Raw genomic sequence first — 16,465 nt, 5'->3', positions numbered from 1 at the left:
GAATCACCAACCCGAATCGGTGAATCCGCCGCCGCGCGACGGCCCCGAATCGGTGAAATCGGTTGCACCGGTGGCAGACTCCCGCACGATGCGCTGCATGATCGCCCGGTAGTCCGGCAACCCCTCCACCACATCGGAGAGCTTCGGCAGCCGGGAACGACGCTCCTCGAACGGGCGCAACAGTTGTTGCATCCGGCGCCCCAATTCGGCCGTGGCCGCATGCGCCGCCGCGGTGACCGCCCGGGCGATTTCGTCGTATCGATAGTCGGCGATATCCGGCCCGAATCGGGTGTCGATAATCGTGCCGTCGGCATTCACCGTCACCGTGACGCAGTCGTACAGGGTGGCGCTCGCGGTCAGCTGCGCCCGTTGTTGCTGCAGATGCGCGGCCAGCCGCGCCTGCTCCCGAACCTCCGCCAGCACCGCCTGCATCTCGGCCCGCACCCGCTCGTTCGACACCCGGCACGGCCCGATCAGCGGAGGGTATGCGCGTTGTGATGATCGGTACCGGTCAACAGTGTCGCCGCGGAATGCTGTGCCGAGGCGAAATTGTCGAAGGTACCGGCCATATTTCCGCCGCCCCGCAGCAACTGCACCCTGGAGGCGAGATAACCGGATTGCCCGGCGGCGAACCGCTCACCCAGCTCGTCATCACCCCACGGCTCGCCCCGCCCATCGAGCGCGGAGGACAGTTTGGCCAGCACCGCATTGATGCGATCCCTGATATCGGCGGTCTTGTTCCCGGCCGAATTCAGCAGATCCGCGTGGATCTCGACCCTATCGGCCATCGCCGGGCTCCTCACCGCATTCAAGCGGGCAGCCCGCATCGTTGATCAGGAAAACGCTTTCGCGACGTTAGCCGGAGCCGGTAACGGAGCAATGGCCGCAACATGAACGCTCCGTGCGTGCAATCGGCAGAAAGCGCTGCACGACAACACTATTCGCGGATGCGACGGCGGTTGCGCCAAGTCGCCGGGTTCGGATCTACATCTTCGGTCCAACGACGGACCCCGCCGGCGACTCTGCGATGATGGGACACCGTGCGAGTACTGGTGCAGCGGGTGAGTTCGGCGCAGGTCACGGTCGACGGCGAAGTCGTGGGCCGAATCGACCCGGCGGCGCATGACGCGCCGCACGGCCTGGTGGCCCTGGTCGGAGTCACCCACAGCGATACCGAGACGACCGCGAAAGCTCTGGCGGACAAGCTCTTCCGGCTGCGTATCCTGGATGGCGAGCGTTCCGCCGCGGATCTGGGTGCACCCATTCTGGTGATCAGCCAATTCACCCTCTATGCGGACACCGCCAAGGGCCGGCGACCCTCCTGGAATGCCGCTGCACCTGGGCCCGTCGCCGAGCCTCTGGTAGACCTCTTCGCCGACACCCTGCGCGGACTCGGAGCAACCGTCGCCACCGGACGCTTCGGCGCGCATATGCACGTCGAACTCGTCAACGACGGACCCGTCACGCTGCTACTGGAGGGCTGAACCCCACCGAAACCGAACGCCCGCCCCGGCATTGCCGGGACGGGCGTGAAAAGCGTTGCGCGCGTGACTACTCCGGGCGGAGGGTCAGGATGCGCGGGCCGTCTTCGGTGACCGCGACCGAATGCTCCCAGTGGGCGGCACGGGTGCCGTCGGTGGTGACCACGGTCCAGTCGTCCTCGAGAGTTCTGGTCTCGGTGGTACCGAGGGTGAGCATGGGCTCGATCGCCAGCACCGAACCGACCACCAGGCGCGGGCCCTTGCCGGGAGCGCCCTCGTTCGGCAGGAACGGATCCATATGCATTTCGCGGCCGATGGCGTGACCGCCGTAGCCGTCGACAATGCCGTACTGGCGGCCGTGCAGATCCTGCGCCGCGTACGTGCCCAGCTCGATGGCGTGCGAGATATCGGTCAGGCGCGCGCCGTCGACCATGGCGGCGATACCCGCCTCCATCGACAACCGGGTCGCCTCACTCAGCAGACGGTCGGCCTCGATGATATTGCCGACGCCGAAGGTCCAGGCCGAATCACCGTGCCAGCCTTCGAGAATCGCGCCACAGTCGATGGAGACCAGATCGCCCTCGGTCAGCACCTCGTCCTTGGACGGGATGCCGTGCACGACACGATCGTTCACCGAGGAGCAGATCGACCCCGGGAACCCGTGATAGCCCTTGAACGAAGGGATCGCTCCGGACTCGCGGATGAGCTGCTCGGCGACCTCGTCCAACTCCAGGGTCGAAACCCCGGGCTTGGCGGCATCGCGCACCGCCACCAGGGCACGGCCGACGATAGCGCCGGCCGCCGCCATGGCGTCCAGTTCACCGGCGGTGCGGAACGGCACCACCTTCTTGTTCTTGCGGCCGAAGACCATTCAGCGACCCAGGGCCGCGAGCGCGCGCGCGTTAACGCCTTCGATCTCGCCGATACCCTCGACCGAGACAACCAGGCCGTCATAGTGATCCAGCAACGGTTCGGTCTCCTCGCGGTAGACACGCATGCGGTTACGGATGGTCTCCTCGGTGTCGTCGCCGCGGCCACGGGCCAGCATGCGCTCCACCACCACATCCTCGGCGACCACGAAGCAGAGCACGGCGTCGAGCTCATGGCCCGACTCCTTCAGCATCTTCTCCAGCGCGTCGGCCTGATCCACGGTGCGCGGGTAACCGTCCAGCACAAAACCATTGGTGGCATCCGGCTCGGCGATGCGCGCCTCGACCATGCGGTTGGTCACGGTGCTGGGCACCAGATCGCCCGCGTCCATGAACGTCTTGGCTTCCAGGCCCAGCGCGGTCTGCTGGCTGATGTTCGCACGGAACAGGTCACCCGTGGAGATGTGCGGTACACCCAGCTTCTCCGACAGCAGCACGGCCTGAGTGCCTTTGCCTGCACCCGGCGGCCCGAGCAGAACAACTCTCACTTGAGGAACCCTTCGTAATTTCGATTCATCAACTGGCTCTCGATCTGTTTCACCGTATCGAGGCCGACGCTCACAATGATCAGCACCGCGGTACCGCCGAACGGCAGGTTCTGCACACCGCTGTTCGTGCCGAGGCCCAGCAACAGGTTCGGTAGCACGGCGACAGCGCCGAGGTAGATCGAACCGGGCAGGGTGATGCGGCTCAGGACGTAGTTCAGATAGTCCGCGGTCGGCTTACCGGGCCGGTAGCCCGGAATGAAGCCGCCGAACTTCTTCATCTCGTCCGCGCGCTCCTCCGGGTTGAAGGTGATTGCGACATAGAAGTAGGTGAAGAACACGATCAGCGCGAAGTAGATCCCGACGTAGACCGGGTTGCTCGGATTCACCAGATACTTCTGGATGAGCTCCTGCCACTTGGCCGGCTCGCCCGTGGTCTTCTGGGTCAACTGCGCCAACAGGTTCGGCAGATAGAGCAGCGAGGAGGCGAAGATGACGGGGATGACGCCCGCCTGATTCACCTTCAAAGGTAGGTAGGTCGACGACCCGCCGTACATCTTGCGGCCGACCACACGCTTGGCGTACTGCACCGGAATTCGGCGCTGACCCTGCTCCACGAAGATGACGCCGACGATGACCACCAGCGCGGCGGCGGCGACCATAGCGGTCACACCCCAGCCACGGCCGTCGTAGATCGTCTTGCCCTCGGAAGGAATACGGGCGGCGATACCGGCGAAGATCAACAGCGACATGCCGTTACCGACACCGCGCTCGGTGATCTGCTCGCCGAACCACATCACCAGCGACGCACCGGCCGTCATGACCAGCACGATGATGATCATGCCGAAGACGGAGGTGTCATCCAGGATGTCCTTGGGGCACCCGCGCAGCAGCTGTCCGCGCGAAGCGAGCGCGACCAGACCGGTCGACTGCAAAATCGCCAGCGCCACAGCGAGATAGCGGGTGTATTGGGTCATTTTGTTCTGACCCGACTGACCTTCTTTGCGAAGTTCCTCGAAACGAGGAATCACCACGGTCAGCAGCTGGATGATGATGCTCGCCGTGATGTACGGCATGATGCCGATCGCGAACACCGAGAGTTGAAGCAGCGCGCCGCCGGAGAAGAGATTGATGAGCTGATAGATGCCAGCGGAATCCCCGCCGTTGACCAGCGCCACACAGTCTTGGACGTTTTTGTAACTGACACCCGGCGAAGGCAGCGAGGCGCCCAGTCGGTAGAGGGCTATCAGTCCCAGCGTGAAGAGAATCTTCCGCCGTAAGTCCGGGGTCCGGAAAGCCGACACGAAGGCGGAAAGCACAGATCCTCCTGGCGAACGACATAGGTCAGGCCATGGCTACAACGACGGAAACGCCGAATCCCCATGACGGTGTTGGCAGACAACACTTGAACTCTAACAGTGACACCGGACGAGCTCGCGACTCGTCCGGTGTCAGTGTGTATTCAGACTACCGTCAGGCCACAACGGTGGTGGTGCCGCCAGCTGCGGAGATCTTCTCCACGGCCGAACCTGAGAACTTGTCGGCGGAGACCTGAACGGCCACACCGATTTCGCCCTCGCCGAGGACCTTCACGAGCTCGTTCTTGCGAACGAGGCCGCGAGCGATCAGCTCGGACTTGCCGATGGTGCCACCCTCGGGGAACACCCGCGCGATGTCAGCGACATTCACGACCTGGTATTCGGTGCGGAACGGGTTCTTGAACCCCTTCAGCTTCGGCAGACGCATGTGGATCGGCATCTGCCCGCCCTCGAAGCGGACCGGAACATTCTTGCGAGCCTTCGTACCCTTGGTACCGCGGCCCGCGGTCTTACCCTTGGAACCTTCACCGCGACCCACACGGGTCTTCTCGGTCTTGGCACCCGGGGCAGGACGCAGGTGGTGCAACTTGATGGTCATGCTTAAACCTCCTCAACCTGAACGAGGTGGCGCACGACGTTGATCAGACCACGGTTCTGCGCGTTGTCCTCACGGACGACAGTCTGGCGAATGCCACGCAGGCCGAGGGTCCGCAGCGACTCGCGCTGGTTACGCAGGGCGCCAATGGAGCTCTTGGTCTGGGTCACTTTGAGATCTGCCATGTCAGACTCCCTGTCCCGCACGCGCACGCAGCATGCCCGCAGGTGCCACGTCCTCGATCGGCAGACCGCGGCGAGCGGCAACCTCTTCGGGGCGCTGCAGCATCTTGAGAGCAGCAACGGTGGCGTGCACAACGTTGATGGCGTTATCGCTACCGAGCGACTTCGCCAGAATGTCGTGGATGCCTGCGCACTCCAGCACGGCACGAGCCGCGCCGCCGGCGATCACACCGGTGCCGGGCGAAGCCGGACGCAGCATGACGACACCGGCCGCCGCCTCACCCTGAACCGGGTGAGTGATGGTGGAGCCGATCATCGGAACGCGGAAGAAGCTCTTACGAGCCTCCTCGACACCCTTCTGGATGGCCGCGGGAACTTCCTTGGCCTTGCCGTAGCCGACGCCGACCAGACCGTTGCCGTCACCGACGATCACGAGGGCGGTGAAGCTGAAGCGACGACCACCCTTCACGACCTTGGAGACACGGTTGATCGCGACTACGCGCTCGAGCTGATTGCTCTTCTCGGCCTGCTGCTGATCGCGCTGACCGCCACGACCGCGGCCACGGCCGCCGTCACGATCATTGCCACCAGCGTTGGGGCCACTGTTTCCGGCGGGACCGTTGCTTCCGCCGTCACGCCGCTGACGTCCCGGCATCAGACGTTCCTTCCATTCGCAGAATTGATCATCAGAACTTCAGCCCACCTTCACGGGCGGCATCAGCCAGCGCCGCGATACGGCCGTGGTAGTCGTGACCACCACGGTCGAACACGACCGCCTCGATACCGGCAGCCTTGGCGCGGGCGGCGATGAGCTCGCCGACCTTGGCGCCCTTGGCGGACTTGTCACCCTCGACGGCACGCACATCGGCCTCGATGGTCGACGCGAACGCGATGGTCTTACCCACCGAGTCGTCGATCAGCTGAGCGTGGATGTGGCGCGCGGAGCGGTTGACCACCAGGCGCGGACGCACGGTGGTGCCTTCGATCTTCTTGCGCAGACGGAAGTGGCGACGCGTCTTGGACAGACGGCGACGGGTGGAAACATCCGTGCCGACCGGCTTACGCCGAAGCTTCTGCTTTTCGGTTTGTGCCATGGCTTACTTACCCGTCTTTCCGACCTTGCGGCGAACGACCTCGCCGGCGTAGCGGATGCCCTTGCCCTTGTACGGGTCGGGCTTGCGCAGGCCGTGAATAACCGCTGCGATCTGGCCGACCTTCTGCTTGTCGATACCCGACACCGAGAACTTGGTGGGAGCCTCGACCGCGAAGGTGATGCCCTCAGGAGCCTCGATCGGGACAGCGTGGCTGTAGCCCAGGGCGAACTCGAGGTTCGAGCCCTTGGCCTGCACGCGGTAACCGACGCCGAAGATTTCCATCTTCTTCTCGTAGCCTGCGGTCACACCGACGATCATGTTGCTGATCAGGGTGCGGGTCAGGCCGTGCAGCGAGCGGTTCTGACGCTCGTCGTTCGGACGAACGACCTCGAGCTCACCGGACTCCGCCTTGGTGACGGTGATCGGCTCGGCGACCACGTGCGACAGGGTGCCCTTGGGACCCTTCACCGCAACGTTCTGGCCGTCGATGGTCACCTCGACACCGGCGGGAACCGGGATCGGCTTCTTACCGATACGCGACATTTGTTCCTACCTCCCTTACCAGACGTAGGCGAGGACTTCCCCGCCTACACTCTGCTGCTTGGCCTGACGGTCCGTGAGCAGACCAGTGGACGTGGAGATGATCGCCACGCCGAGGCCGCCGAGCACCTTGGGCAGGTTGGTGGACTTCGCGTATACGCGCAGGCCCGGCTTCGAAACGCGACGCACGCCCTGCAGGCTGCGCTCACGGCTCGGGCCGTACTTGAGGTCGACGACAATCGCCTTGCCGACAGCGGCATCTTCGATGCGGTAATCGGCGATGTAACCCTCACGCTTCAGGATCTCGGCAATGTTCACCTTGATCTTGGAGTGGGGGGCTTTCACCTGATCGTGGTACGCCGAGTTGGCGTTGCGCAGACGGGTCAAGAAGTCTGCGATTGGATCAGTCATGGTCATGAGTGACCGCTACCCTTCTCGCCGCGGTTCCCATTCAGCACCGTCACACGGGCGGTCGTGGGCCTACGACAATTCGGTTCGGTCCAGCCGGGAGTGCCCGACCGGATGATTCGCTATCGCCTATCGGGCAACGCCACACAACGAGGTGCGGACATAGGTGTGCCCAGGCAACCGGTCTAGTGTAGGCAACCGCTGTTCAGCCGCCAAATCGGGGGTGCTGTGGGACTGCTCACCTCCTTCGAGGTGGCAGCACCGGCCTTGCTCGCACGTACGCACGAACCGCGTCGCGGTCACAGTGGCCATCGGAGCCGCCCCCAATTACGTTGCCGCTCAAAGATTCCCGCCCTCGGCGATGCCAAGGCCTGATTCAGGCAAAAGGGACAGTCCGATTGCGGGGTCCGGTGCGGTGGGCGATAGTGACTGCCATGGCGGGAAGCGGTGGGGACCAACTCAATGTCGAGATAGACGACTTGTCGGCAACAGCGGATTGGATGAAAACCACAGCCCAAGACTTCAGCGACGATGTCGAAAAGTTGATGCGCGATGTCCAGTCATTAATGCAGAAATGGCGGGGCAGTGCCGCCGATACCCACCAGACCGCGTGGAACGAGTGGGCTGACGCCGCTCGCGACCTCGTAGGCGCCCTGGCCGACGATGCGGATGCGTTGCTGGCTGGCGCAAGAACTTTCGACACAACAGATACCAACTCCGCCACACAACTGAATGCCGTTGTGGTGAAGGCGTGAGCGGCGACCCAGATGGCTACAGCACCGATCTGACCGAGATGCAGCAGCTGATCGACCGAGCCACGCAGATCGAGACGACCATCGAACAGCGACTCGGCGATATCGAGCAGCGGGTCGGCGCGCTGCATGTGCAGTGGTCCGGCATAGCCGCTTCGGCGCATTCGTCGGCTCATACCCGCTGGGTGCAAGCCGCACGCGAGCTGCACCAGGCGCTCACCGATCTACGCGGCGGCACCGATCAAGCCCGCACTATCTATTCCGGTGTGGTGACCACCAACCAGAAGATGTGGCCGGCGTGAGTCCAACCACAATCGACGTACTCCCATCCGCCTTCAATTCTGCCGCAACATCTTTCGGAACAGCACGCAAGTCGGTAACCGAGATAGTCACCACGCTCGCCAAGAACCTCGACGACAACTGGGGCTGCGCCGGAACCGACAACACCGGGCACAACTTCGCCAACGGCTACGACACCGCCGCATTCAACGCGGTGACCTCGGGAGCCGACTTGGCCAATGGGCTCGGCAAGCTGTACGACCTGCTCAAATACACCAGCATCAACCATGCCAACGGCAATACCCTGGCCGCGACGGATCCTCAGTTCGACAGCGTTTTTCCGGATCCGCAACCGATCCCCACCTATGCCACGCCAACGTTCCGCGGCGCCTACGGTGGAGATAGCGACGCGCCCTTGGGTTGGGGACTGATCACCCGATGGCTGCAAGGTCGGGTATGGCCCAATGGCCACCAAGACGGGCTCGACAACCTCAGTAGCGCATGGTCAACAGCCAAAGACGGGCTCAACTCCCTGCTTCAAGGGCTGCGTGATGCGCGAGGAATCGTCGCTCAGCAGGTCTCCGATGAAGTTCCGCAGATCCTCACCCAAATCGATCTGGTCATAGGCGACGTCACCAATATCGCCGCGCACTGCGAGATTCTGTCCACAGCCTGCTGGGACTACTCCACAGCGCTGACCGACGCCCACCACAAAATCGAGAAAGCCCTGGCCGAACTGGTCCTGACCGTCGGGGTTACCGCAGTGATCGCATCGCTGATCGGTCCTGAAGGCACTGCGGGCGGTGCGGCTCTCGCAGCCGGGGTTCGCGGCGAAGCCACTGCGGTGCGAGTAGTGACAATCATCGATGCGCTCTCCGAGGTGGTGACCGCAAAGAACGCAGCACTAGCCGGAACCGCCCTTGCCGGCGGACGCTTGACCGGCAACCTGCAACCACTGCTGGATGCCCAACCAACGCGATTCGATGCGGCCACCCGGCCAACCGGGGGTGGTGCGGATAAGCCACTTCCTCGTACCCAAGCGCCTAACGGGGAAATGCTCGGGGAGAGTGGCGCCAACACAACGAGCAAAACTCTGACGCAGCCGCCCGCGAAAGGGCCTTACTACAGAATCGATGTGGAGAACCCGAATCCAGGGGTTCGCCCAGGACAGATGCATCTACAGGACGATGCCGGCAACAAGTACTATTACAACTTCAACACCGGAGAGTTCGAAGATGCACCGGCTTCATTCATAAACAAAATATCGAAGGATCCACAATTCCAGCGAGCCATTCGAAAGGGAGCAGCCATGCTCGGGGTGAACTAAGTGATAGAAGTCAGCCAGAACTGGCCAACCTTGCCGCTTTTCGAAATGGAGCTGAAGGCATTGCAGCTTCGATCCGACCATGAGATTCGCGTGCAAGGCGACTCGTACGGCGTAACGGGCGGCGACGTAACCGTTTCGATGATGCTCAGCGGAACTCCCGTAATAATTTTCGATGTCGCTTCTGTGCCGCTCTCGCACGTCAAGCAGTTTGCCGATGGACACCCCATCGTTCTGGGAGAAGATAGCGTAGATAGCCGCGGTGGGCTGAGATACGCCCCCTCTTTCCCCGGTCTCCCAATCGGCCCACTGACATTATTCAGCATCCCCCTTCTCGATGGTGGCGAATGTCGCGTGCAGGCGCATGGGCACCGGACCGAAGATGGGTTCGCATTCTTCTCGGTCAACTGTGAGACGCCGACATTACCTGTTTCCTACGATCTTGCGTCCATACCAATCACAATCATCCGACAACGGTCCGGGAGCGAATTGGACATCCGGATCGTGGACTAGTTATTCGCACCAAATCGCGGACGATACCAGCCGCGCATCAGAAGGAATTCTAGTGAAGAATGATTCGATCGCCGCGCGCAATGAACGAATTGTGAATGCGGTCGCGCAGGTTCGGGGGCGCGCCCAAACATCAGGTGGCGCAGTGGTTGTCGAGACCGATGCCTATGGGACGATCACCGATCTTCAGATATCACCGGCCGCGATGACAGTTGACGGCAGCCGGCTGGCTAAGGCCATCGCACAGTGTCATCAAACCGCCAGGGATCAGGCCAATACCGAGGCGAACAGGATTTATGCCGAGCTGATGAACATCTCGGCATCGTCGACCCCTGATCCCTCAGGCAACACACCGGAGTGGGAGGACCCCGCTCCCATCCGGATCACGCACGTGGTGTGACCTTGCCCCACGCAGCTGCGGGCTGCGACCGTTCTTGACCAAATCTGGGCACTTAGGACTGCTCACGCTTGTTCGCGGGGTTGTAGGAGGCGGCGGGCGCCGGCGAGGGTGGCGGCGTCGAGGACGTCCTCCAGTTGTTCCCAGCGGGAGACCAGGTCGGCGAGCATTGTCATCATGACGTCGGGGAATGCGTAGAGGAATGTCTTGTAGCGGTAGTGGTCGAGGTAGAAGAGGCGGACGGCGGATTTGGCGGTGACCGTGGTGGTTCGGGCGTCGTAGAAGATGTCGTGGCTGCCGAGGACCGCGCCGGTGGACATGACGGCGGGTTCGTAGACGCCGCCGAAATCGACTAGTACTTCGCCCTCGGCGATTACATAGACGCCGTGGGCCGGATCTTCCTCGCGACAGATGAGATCGCCTGGGGCGTAGGTGATTTCGTCGAACATCGAGGCCAGGGTTTCCAGGTCGCCGTCTACCAGCGGGGCGAAGAGGCGGACGCCGAAGGGGTCTACGCCCTCGTTCAGGCAGGCGACTCGTTCGCGGAGGTGGTCGAGGCTCAGGTGGCCGATGCGCATTCGGGCGAAGCGCTTCATGCGGTCGATATCGCGGCGCTGGCGGCGGGCGGTTTCGGTGCTGGGCGGGGCGTAGAGGGAAGGGTCACCGGCTATGCGGGCGGCTTCGCGCAGGCCCGATTCATAGGCGCTGTGTACGCAGCCCCAGTGGTAGCTGTTGGTGGCCTCACCCGCGAAGTAGAGGCGGTCTTCCACTGGCTCGGCGAGGGTGTCCAGGTCGCGCGGGGAGGCGTTCACGCCGATACAGGCATAGGAGCCGTGCGCGTACGGGTCCGAAGACCAGGAGGTACGCGAAACACGTTGGGGTGCCGGTGTTTCCGCGCCGAAGATATCGCTGACGACGGTGGTCGCGTAGTCGCGGACCTGTTCGTCCGGCCAGGATTCCATGACTCTGCCCAGGGATGCGCCCAGCAGGAGGACCAGGATCGGTTTGCCGTGCGACTTCCACATGTTGATCACTACGGTGGGGTATCGCTCGGTCTCGCGGCACAGGTAGCCGTAGACGTATTGCTCTGCGGGCCAGAATCTTTCGGAATAGTGCAGGGCGATCTTGTTGAGGGTTCCGAAGCCGAGCCGGTCCAGGGCGTGCTGTTTGCGCTCGGGGAGCGGTGGGTCGAAGAGCAGGTCACCGGCTTTCAGGACGCCCAGTGGAACAGTCACCAGGACCTTGTCGGCATCCCACACGGCACTATCGGTGGTGATGCGAACAGCGTTGTCACCCAGGGTGATTCGGCGCACCGGTGTCTCGAGTTCGATATCCGCGTCCGCTGCCAGTGCGGCGATCACCGCCTGATATCCGCCGTGCAGGACGCTGTCGCCGTACCCGTAGACGCGGTAGCCGTCCTCCCAATACTTGAATGACAGCAGGTCGGGATCCTCGGCGACATCCTCGCGCAGGATCACATTGAGGTGATAGCGGATGGCCTGTTCGTCCTGATGGCTGTGTCCGGCCGCCGCGAGAATCTCATCGATGACACCCGACAGCGACATATCCGGATGGCCGCGACGACGCGCGAGCTCGGCCCGCTGCTCCAATTCATGCAGTACCTGATCGGCCAGCTCCAGGGTGCGATTCTTCACCGTGGAGTTGGCGATCCGCCCATCCGGCCCGAACAGGGTGAGGCTGTCGAACCCACCCGTATAGGAACTGTCCCCACCCACATAGCTGTACGGAATCCCCAGCCCCTCAACCAATTCGGTGAGCGGATTCCCCTCGGTCCCATGAATCCAATGCGCCCCCAGATCCACCCCGTCGGCATCGGTCCAGATCCGCCCACCGACCCGATCCCGAGCCTCCAGCACCACCACCTCGTACCCGAGTTTGCGAAGAGCTTGCGCTGCAGCCAATCCCGCGATCCCCGCCCCCACCACAACAACGCCCGTCCGCCGTACCCCAGCGTCCGCACCCTTCGTGACCTGCTCCGATTCCGCAGGGCCCGAGCTCCCGTCCGAAAAGAATCCACACGGCTGAGTCATAGCCAAAGTATCGGCGATGACCTCCGCGTACGCCCCGGATTTGCCCCGACGCGCTATTCCAAGATGTCGCTGGAGAGGAAGGCGTCCCACTGACGGGCTGTGAACCACAGCTCCGGACCGCGCCCCAGATCCTTCGTGTCACGGACTCCCACCCTGCCGTCACCGAGGAAGACCTCGACACATTCGTTGGCCTGAGCGGATCGGCTGGCTTGAACCACTTGCCCGTCGGCGGCATTTCGGTCACGTCGGCTCCTTCGCGGTCCTCAACGCCAAATATCGCTGGCGAGGAAGGCATCCCACTGCCGGGCGGTGAAGATCAGGGCCGGGCCACCCGGGTTCTTGGAGTCGCGGACGCCGACGTGGTCTGAGACATCCCAGCTTTTGGTTTGTCAAGCTGCGGCTTGTTGGTCTTGGTTGTGGTGTGCCCAGGCGGTGGCTTCGTCGTAGAGGGTGTGGGATTTGAGGCAGCCGTGCAGGATGCCGACGAGCCGGTTGGCAACCTGGCGCAGGGCGGCACTGTGGGTCAGGCCTCGGGCGCGTTGCTTGTCGTAGTAGGCGCGGGCCCCGGGTGAAGGTTTGAGCGCGCAGAAGGCTTGGGTCGTCAGCGCATCGACGAGGCGGTCCTGATGCAAGAACCTGGCCGCGACGACCTTCATTTTCCCCGAAGCACGGGTGATGGGGCTGGTCGCGGCGTAGTTCTTACGAGCCTTGGCAGTGGTGTAACGGTGGGGGTCGTCTCCGAACTCGGCGAGCACCCGGGCACCGAGGATCTTGCCCAATCCTGGCTGGGACAAGATGATCTCAGCGGCCGGGTGCCGGCCAAAAGAAGTCTCGACCTCCCCTTGCAGGAGTTTCACCTGCGCGTCGAGAGTGGTCAGGACCGCCACCACGGCACGGGTGCCCGCCGCGTAGGCCGCGACGATCACCGGGTCGCGGCCCAATTGCTCACTGCGCAGGATCGCTTGGATGCGTGCGGCTTTGGCGTCTATGTCACCGCGACGTCCAGCGCGCTTCATCGCGGCCTTGATCTGGTTGAGCGACAACCTGCTTGCCGCCGCGGGGTCGGGGGCCTTGCCGAGCAGCTCGAGGGTGTCGGGGGCATCGAGGTCCTCGAACGCCTCCAATGCGGCGGGGAAGTACTCGCGCAACCTGTACCGTAACCGCTGGGTGTGGCGGGTGCGTTCCCAGATCAACGTTTTATGCGCTCGGGCAACAACTTTCACCGCTTCAGCGGCGGGACTATCCCCGGCGACCGGGCGCAGTTGGTGGGCGTCGGTGCGGACCATGTCAGCCAGGGTGTGCGCGTCGGCGGCATCGCTTTTCGCCCCAGAGACACTGCGGCGCTCACGGAATCGGGCCGCCTGCAACGGGTTCACCGCGTACACGGTGTAGCCGGCCGCGATCAACGCCGCGACCCACGGGCCGCGATCGGTTTCGATCCCGATCCGCACCTGCGTGGCATCGTCGCCGTCATCGACGTATTCGCCGATCATGGTGTGTAGCCGGGTGATCCCGGCGATCCCTTCGGGAAGACGAGCCTTGACCAGCCGTTTCCCGGCCTCGTTCATCAACTCGACATCGTGGTGGTCCTCGGCCCAGTCATCACCGACCAACAGCACAGCAGTTCCCCGTTCATCGTTGTCGGACAACCAATCCGGCAGCGAGCAGGGAGAACGTCGGCGACCTAATGAATCAGTGCTCACACCGACACGCGGCGGGCACGACATCCCAGCAGCGATCCATTCCTCCCGGCCGACCAGCAGGGGCACGATCTCAGATCAGGACTCGAAGTCCGGGCTCAACCAGTGCTCACCTGCCAGCCGCTACCAGAAGCGAGTCTGCACGATCTACCGACCCGCTACATCTCATTAGGCTTCACCGACGAAGGCGACTTCCACGCACTCGCTGGCCTTCGAGGACCTGGAGGATTTGAACCAGTGGGCAGCGGACATATCGATGTTCACGCGGTGCACTCCTTCGCGACCCGAAGCACCATGTCACGGGTGTCTCTTTCACTCAACGCTACAGCTTCGAGCGCCGAGATCGCCTCCCGATATTGGTCCACCACGTCTTTGCGCTCGTGATAGAGCGAACCGATCGCGCCTTCAAGGTAGATCACCGATGGCACAACCAAACCGCTTGTCCCACGCGGAAATTGCAGCATCGTGAAGGACTGGATAGTGAGGCCGCGGTGCGCTCCGGATCCGAAAGAGACTACGCGGATACCTATATTCTCGCGTTCACCAGCCTCAGCGAGCCATCGCAGCTGCGCGGCCATGACCGACGGGCCGCCCGGCTGGTGCCTCAACACCGCCTCGGACAAGACGGCATCCAGCCGAAAGTTGTTGTCTTCCAGTCTCACCTGCCGTCGTGCGGCCAATTCGACCCGGCGCTCCATATTGACGATGCTCAGGTCCGGCTCTTCGCTCATGGCTATCGCGCGCCGATAGTCGGCGGTTTGCAGCAAACCTGGCACCAGCACCAGCTGGTGGGTGACAACTCGATCGGCAGCACCCTCCAAACGCAAGTAGCGCGGATAGTGCGGGTACACCTGGTCCGCGTACGCCTGCCAGTAGCCCTTCGAGTTGCCCTGCGCCTTAGCGGTTTTGTCCTGTTCCCTGACTTCACTCCACAGGGTCAGCACCTCCCCCTCGCTCCCCGCGTCAGCGCCGTAGAAGTCCAGCAGGATGCGTAGCTGCGGGGTGGTGAGCTTCGTCGGCATGCCTTCCTCCAGCCGCATGAGTGTCTGCCGCGAAACTTCCAGATATAGCCCCGCCGCAAGAACGCTCTTACCCGCATGCACCCGAAGCCCGCGCATGTAATTCCCGAAATCCAAGCGAGAGACAGTAGATCCGGCCATTTCGTTAGCCTCGCTAGTTGGGGATCGACCTCCACGGACATGTCCGCCGCGGACTTCAATTCTATTTCGCACCCAGTTCGCGGTAATGCTTTTCGCAGAATGTCTGCGGGTGTCTACTTGGCGTATCACCAGCGAGGACAGCGCGCATCCATCGCCGATCCGAAATCCGTTCTCCACGAACACCATCGACAATGAGATGGTTGGAATGTCTTTGGATACAGGCACGTTGATCCTGATAACACTCTCCTGCCTCCTCCTGGCGGCAGCCATCCGCTGGGGCTTCACCGACCCCACCTCCCCCCCGAACGCCGCCCGCGCCGAGCGTCCCCCTCCTCGTCGCGGGCGGCCACCATCTCCCCCGGGTCCCCCTGCACAACCGCCACCGCCTCCACGGCCGCCATCGCGCCTGGTGACCCCATGTATTCAACGGTGTCCCACTACCGAATCGCCACGACCCACCCCCTCACCCCACTGGAGGTGCGAGCCCTACTGCACCGCCACGCGGCCTGCACCCCGGGCGACGGCCACACCACCGAAAACTGCGGTGCCCGAACCCAACTCCTCCAACTCAACGCTGGGCGGCCCCCCGCACCGCCCAGCTCGGCAACCTACTGAGGGCTGCACCCGTCCGCGACCAGATCCCCCGGTGCGGCACGCATACCAATTGTGGCGATCCCCGCCACGCAGAACCAAAAGCTCCCCCGGTCCTGCTTCAACTGCACATAGAACTTATCCACAGGCCCCTGCGACGGAAACCCCGGCGACGCGATACACCCGAACCCCTCCAACTGCCGCGCCCCCGTCGCCTCAACCCGATCACACGCGAACGTCCCACCCTTCGGATACTCCGCCCCCGCAACCGCCGGAAACGCAACACTCCCAACCACCGCGGCCACCCCGGCCACACCCAACATCCCCACCCGAATCCCATTGCCCCACATATACATTCCCTTCAACTCAGCTCCCGAACTCCCCGGTCCGGCTACATGATCGTATCCGCGGCCACCGACAGAAACCCGAGAGCGCGTGCGGCACTGGACAATTGATCACCAGGAACTGAAGGTGGCGATACGCAACTTGGGTTCAAGGGTTCGATGCAACAGGGTTGTCGGGGTTCGACAGTAGTTGGTCGAGTACTTGTGCGGGGGTGCGGTAGTTGTAGCGTTTGCGGGGGCGGGTGTTGAGTTGGGCGGCGACGTAGTCGAGGTAGTCGGCGGGGAAGATCGACAGGTCGGTGCCTTTGGGAAAGTATTGGCGCA

General features: G+C 63.1%; 22 protein-coding genes and 2 pseudogenes. 6 read left to right on the top strand and 18 right to left on the bottom strand.

The genetic code is table 11. The features are described from left to right. Positions 1-3 precede the first annotated feature (3 nt). Complete coding sequence (locus tag GFY24_RS36535) at positions 4-459, bottom strand: YbaB/EbfC family nucleoid-associated protein (RefSeq protein ID WP_153809688.1); 456 nt, start codon at positions 457-459, stop codon at positions 4-6. A 14-nt stretch (positions 460-473) separates the two neighbouring features. Further along, positions 474-788, bottom strand: coding sequence for a hypothetical protein (locus tag GFY24_RS36530; protein WP_153809687.1), 315 nt, complete (start codon positions 786-788; stop codon positions 474-476). A gap of 252 nt (positions 789-1,040) precedes the next feature. Here GFY24_RS36530 and dtd point away from each other — a divergent pair, with 252 nt between their 5' ends. Beyond that, entirely contained in the window at positions 1,041-1,484 is a 444-nt protein-coding gene (dtd, locus tag GFY24_RS36525) for a D-aminoacyl-tRNA deacylase (protein ID WP_309231770.1), read from the top strand. A gap of 67 nt (positions 1,485-1,551) precedes the next feature. On the opposite strand, the gene map is transcribed toward dtd, so the two are convergent. The 9 genes from map to rpsH all read right to left on the bottom strand — a co-directional run bounded on the left by map (position 1,552) and on the right by rpsH (position 7,042). Next, a complete protein-coding gene (map, locus tag GFY24_RS36520; protein WP_153809686.1) occupies positions 1,552-2,352 on the bottom strand; it encodes a type I methionyl aminopeptidase in 801 nt (266 codons plus the stop codon). Further along, positions 2,353-2,898 carry an adenylate kinase gene (locus tag GFY24_RS36515; RefSeq protein ID WP_309231769.1) on the bottom strand — a complete coding sequence of 182 codons (546 nt, stop codon included), beginning with the start codon at positions 2,896-2,898 and terminating at the stop codon, positions 2,353-2,355. Continuing rightward, entirely contained in the window at positions 2,895-4,214 is a 1,320-nt protein-coding gene (gene secY, locus GFY24_RS36510; RefSeq protein ID WP_067574576.1) for a preprotein translocase subunit SecY, read from the bottom strand. Before secY ends, GFY24_RS36515 begins: the two co-directional genes overlap by 4 nt. 154 nt (positions 4,215-4,368) lie before the next feature. Continuing rightward, positions 4,369-4,812, bottom strand: a complete 444-nt coding sequence (rplO, locus tag GFY24_RS36505; protein WP_153809685.1) for a 50S ribosomal protein L15 — start codon at positions 4,810-4,812, stop codon at positions 4,369-4,371. A 2-nt stretch (positions 4,813-4,814) separates the two neighbouring features. Continuing rightward, positions 4,815-4,994 carry a 50S ribosomal protein L30 gene (rpmD, locus tag GFY24_RS36500; protein ID WP_153809684.1) on the bottom strand — a complete coding sequence of 60 codons (180 nt, stop codon included), beginning with the start codon at positions 4,992-4,994 and terminating at the stop codon, positions 4,815-4,817. 1 nt (position 4,995) lies between these two features. Further along, positions 4,996-5,646, bottom strand: a complete 651-nt coding sequence (gene rpsE / locus GFY24_RS36495) for a 30S ribosomal protein S5 (protein ID WP_153809683.1) — start codon at positions 5,644-5,646, stop codon at positions 4,996-4,998. A 31-nt stretch (positions 5,647-5,677) separates the two neighbouring features. Next, positions 5,678-6,085 carry a 50S ribosomal protein L18 gene (gene rplR / locus GFY24_RS36490; RefSeq protein ID WP_153809682.1) on the bottom strand — a complete coding sequence of 136 codons (408 nt, stop codon included), beginning with the start codon at positions 6,083-6,085 and terminating at the stop codon, positions 5,678-5,680. A 3-nt stretch (positions 6,086-6,088) separates the two neighbouring features. Then, complete coding sequence (rplF, locus tag GFY24_RS36485) at positions 6,089-6,628, bottom strand: 50S ribosomal protein L6 (protein ID WP_153809681.1); 540 nt, start codon at positions 6,626-6,628, stop codon at positions 6,089-6,091. Positions 6,629-6,643: 15 nt separating this feature from the next. Then, positions 6,644-7,042 (bottom strand): 30S ribosomal protein S8, encoded by a 399-nt coding sequence (gene rpsH, locus GFY24_RS36480; protein WP_153809680.1) that lies wholly within the window; start codon positions 7,040-7,042, stop codon positions 6,644-6,646. A 425-nt stretch (positions 7,043-7,467) separates the two neighbouring features. Here rpsH and GFY24_RS36475 point away from each other — a divergent pair, with 425 nt between their 5' ends. The 5 genes from GFY24_RS36475 to GFY24_RS41395 are packed head-to-tail and all read left to right on the top strand — an operon-like array spanning position 7,468 to position 10,298. Then, positions 7,468-7,788 (top strand): WXG100 family type VII secretion target, encoded by a 321-nt coding sequence (locus GFY24_RS36475; RefSeq protein WP_153809679.1) that lies wholly within the window; start codon positions 7,468-7,470, stop codon positions 7,786-7,788. Beyond that, positions 7,785-8,087, top strand: coding sequence for a WXG100 family type VII secretion target (locus GFY24_RS36470; protein ID WP_153809678.1), 303 nt, complete (start codon positions 7,785-7,787; stop codon positions 8,085-8,087). The genes GFY24_RS36475 and GFY24_RS36470 overlap by 4 nt, the downstream gene beginning before the upstream one ends. After that, complete coding sequence (locus GFY24_RS36465) at positions 8,084-9,391, top strand: hypothetical protein (protein ID WP_153809677.1); 1,308 nt, start codon at positions 8,084-8,086, stop codon at positions 9,389-9,391. Before GFY24_RS36470 ends, GFY24_RS36465 begins: the two co-directional genes overlap by 4 nt. After that, entirely contained in the window at positions 9,392-9,901 is a 510-nt protein-coding gene (locus tag GFY24_RS43520; protein WP_194853156.1) for a hypothetical protein, read from the top strand. A 52-nt stretch (positions 9,902-9,953) separates the two neighbouring features. Then, complete coding sequence (locus tag GFY24_RS41395; protein ID WP_194853155.1) at positions 9,954-10,298, top strand: YbaB/EbfC family nucleoid-associated protein; 345 nt, start codon at positions 9,954-9,956, stop codon at positions 10,296-10,298. A gap of 62 nt (positions 10,299-10,360) precedes the next feature. On the opposite strand, the gene GFY24_RS36455 is transcribed toward GFY24_RS41395, so the two are convergent. The 7 genes and pseudogenes from GFY24_RS36455 to GFY24_RS41390 form a co-directional block, all read right to left on the bottom strand. After that, complete coding sequence (locus GFY24_RS36455; protein WP_153809675.1) at positions 10,361-12,346, bottom strand: FAD-dependent oxidoreductase; 1,986 nt, start codon at positions 12,344-12,346, stop codon at positions 10,361-10,363. Positions 12,347-12,399: 53 nt separating this feature from the next. Continuing rightward, positions 12,400-12,564 carry a DUF397 domain-containing protein gene (locus GFY24_RS43935; protein WP_375336155.1) on the bottom strand — a complete coding sequence of 55 codons (165 nt, stop codon included), beginning with the start codon at positions 12,562-12,564 and terminating at the stop codon, positions 12,400-12,402. A gap of 45 nt (positions 12,565-12,609) precedes the next feature. Beyond that, a pseudogene (locus tag GFY24_RS36445) lies at positions 12,610-12,696 on the bottom strand (DUF397 domain-containing protein); the annotation flags it as partial. Positions 12,697-12,735: 39 nt separating this feature from the next. Continuing rightward, on the bottom strand, positions 12,736-13,965 hold the full coding sequence (locus GFY24_RS36440; protein ID WP_309231768.1) for an IS110 family transposase: 1,230 nt from the start codon (positions 13,963-13,965) through the stop codon (positions 12,736-12,738). Between the two features lie 249 nt (positions 13,966-14,214). Further along, positions 14,215-14,298, bottom strand: coding sequence for a DUF397 domain-containing protein (locus tag GFY24_RS43515; RefSeq protein WP_309231772.1), 84 nt, complete (start codon positions 14,296-14,298; stop codon positions 14,215-14,217). Positions 14,299-14,306: 8 nt separating this feature from the next. Further along, positions 14,307-15,182, bottom strand: a complete 876-nt coding sequence (locus GFY24_RS36430) for a helix-turn-helix transcriptional regulator (RefSeq protein WP_153809672.1) — start codon at positions 15,180-15,182, stop codon at positions 14,307-14,309. 1,107 nt (positions 15,183-16,289) lie between these two features. After that, positions 16,290-16,465, bottom strand: a pseudogene (locus GFY24_RS41390) (IS30 family transposase); the annotation flags it as partial.

It is taken from the genome of Nocardia sp. SYP-A9097 (assembly GCF_009649815.1).
Taxonomy (GTDB): Bacteria; Actinomycetota; Actinomycetes; order Mycobacteriales; family Mycobacteriaceae; genus Nocardia.
The sequence above is the reverse complement of the archived record's forward strand: the minus strand, read 5'-3'. Positions and strand labels throughout refer to the sequence as shown.